Below are 2,803 nucleotides of genomic sequence, written 5' to 3'. Positions count from 1 at the left end.
TAAATGAACAATTCGAACGGGGGTTACGAAGCAATCTATATTTAAACTTGTACGAGTAAAATTAGAATTATTCCAATCCCTATCCCTATGAAATGGACTTCTACTCTACGTAAAAGCTTAAAAAATGCATTATTTATTTTTTTAAGTCTAGTAGTAATAACGCTAACAAATTCAAAATCGTATGCGCAGGCTAAAACTTATGCAACGACAACCCCTTCCAGCGGGTTGGTTGGCTACTATTCCCTTTTGGGTATTCCGACAGTGAATACAAATCCTGGCAGCGATGCAGGAGCAGTGCTTAACCCGGGAAATGCAGCGACCAGTGACCCGGCGACCTTCGCTACATTAACTTGCAAGTATAACAATATACTGGGCCTTGCTAAAGGCGAAGGAGAAGCATGGCTTCAGTTGAAATATCCCTCAGGTGTTACTGCAGGAAAAACGACTTATATAAGGTTCGATACACCGACCAGTTCCGGATTAAGCCTGGACCTGCTTGCGATCGTGGGTGACCTTACCGGATTACTAAAGCAGAACCTAGTTGAACTTGATGTATATAACGGCGCTACTGCTGGAAGTGATGGTACTATTGTAGACGCGGCCTCTGTAAGCAGCACGGTTGTAGAAGATGCGCAGGGGAATAACTATTTCGCAGTGACCTCTGCTGTGCCTTATAATTCTGTCCGCATCAGATTAAGGTTTAGAGGGAATCTTCTCGGTTTGGCATTGGGTGCGGCGGTAAACATGAATGTATACAATGGTTCTACTGTTGCCGACCAAAATTGCGCGCCATCTATTTTTACTAACATAGGAGAATCTACAGGATTAAATGTTTCATTAACCAAACTGTTACTCAATCCTGAAAAAGCTATTGACGGAGATATGAATACTGCGTCAACTATACAAACCGGATTGGTTGGCCTGGGCGCTACGGCTTCCCAAACTATTTACCTGAATGGTCTGTCTGGAGCAAATGATTATGCTAAAGTAGTCTTATCTATTCCAGCCAGTATACTTAATGTTGATGTATTCAAAACCATAACTGTTCAAGGCTATAACGGCAACACTGCAGTTGGCTCGGAAGTATCGGTGAGCAGTCTGCTCTCACTGGACCTACTTGGATTGCTGTCCAATAAACAAAAAGTCCCCATCTTCTTTAAACCTGGTGCAGCTTTTGACCGGGTAAAGATCAAAATCAATACTGCACTTGCTGTGGGTGGTAACCTCCTTTCGGGAGGATTAAATGTTTATGAGGTTCAGCAAACTGTAGCCAAACCAGCTTTTGGAGGTCTAACAAATGGAACTGCCAGTGTTTGTGGAAACCAGGTTTCTCTTTCAGTAAATAACCCCGATGCAAACTTTACTTACAACTGGTACAGATCTACAGGAAATATCCTTAATAAAGTCTCTCTTGCTTCTGCTTCCGGATCAACTTACTCAGACAACAATCTGGCGCCAGGGACTTATACGTATTATTTATCCGCGCAAAAATCGGGTTGTGCCGGTGAATCTGACTTAGACAGCGCTAAGATTACGGTTACTGCTATACCTGCTTCTCCAACTGTTGCGACTGTCGCACCAGTTTGTATAGGCTCAACAGCTACCGCAACAATAAGTAATCCTGTAACGGGGGTAACTTACAGTTGGTACGCAGCTTCAACGGGTGGACCAGTGCTTTCAACGGGAAATACATTTACAACTCCAGCTTTAGCCTCTACAACAACTTACTATGTTGAAGCCTCACAAGGCAATTGCATTAGTCCAGCAAGAACGGCTGTTACGGCAACAGTAAATTCACTTCCTGCAGCTGCTCAGGTATCCAGCAATAGTATCACCATCAGTTCCGGACAAACGGCAACTTTACAGGCTTCTGCCGATGCTGGAAATACCATCAACTGGTATTCTGCCTCAATCGGGGGCACCCTGCTTTCATCGGGACCTTCATTTACCACACCAGCCTTGACCGCCACCACAACGTATTATGTGGAAACGCAAAGTGCAGCCGGATGCCTAAGTCCGACAAGGGTACCAGTTACGGTCACAGTCTCCACTACTCCTGGTAATCCAAACTGCTATGCAGCCAATTCACAGGAAAGTAGTATTAATGGTTTATTGTGTGTATTGTGCGGTATTGACAACCCAACAAATTCTGTAGATGCTGATCCAACAAACTTTACTACCATTAAACTGGCAGTAGGCGTTGCGGCATCAGGGCACCAAACACTCATCTTTGGCAGAACAGGAGTGGCAACTGACAGCATCCGTTTAGACCTGGCCACTCCGGTAGGACTGGCAGATCTTAGTTTACTCAGCGGTGTTACCGTGAAAGTAATGATGGGTTCTACCGTTGTAAAAACATATACTTTAAATCCATCCCTGCTTAATCTGCAGTTGCTTAGCGGCAATCGCTTCACAGCGACGCTACTCGCATCAGCTGCGTATGACAGGGTCGACATCAGTTTCGGCGGACTTGTTAATGCACTCAGCAACCTGAACATTTATGGGGCTTCCATTATCGCTCCGAACCCAACCGTTGCTGTCGCAGGATTATCCACCTGCTCGGGAAGTACCAGCACTTTAACCGCAACTCCGAATGGCGGCACCACTTTAAAATGGTATGCTGCTGCTTCTGGCGGTACAGCGCTTGCTTCGGGGAATACTTTTACGACTCCGGCTTTAACCGCAAACACCACTTATTATATTGAAGTACTCAGCGGTACCTGTGCCAATGCACAACGTGTACCGGTTACTGTAACTGTTAACCCGGCCATTGTTTTTGCGACAACAACTTTAAGCAATGCAA

The 2,803-nt window shown here is 45.1% G+C and carries 1 pseudogene; it reads left to right on the top strand.

The features are described 5' to 3' along the window. Window positions 1-87: 87 nt before the first annotated feature. Window positions 88-2,803, top strand: a pseudogene (locus DBR11_RS11605) (hypothetical protein); the annotation flags it as partial.

Source organism: Pedobacter sp. HMWF019 (assembly GCF_003061025.1).
Classification (GTDB): Bacteria; Bacteroidota; Bacteroidia; order Sphingobacteriales; family Sphingobacteriaceae; genus Pedobacter.
This window is presented reverse-complemented; position numbering and strand designations above follow the sequence as displayed.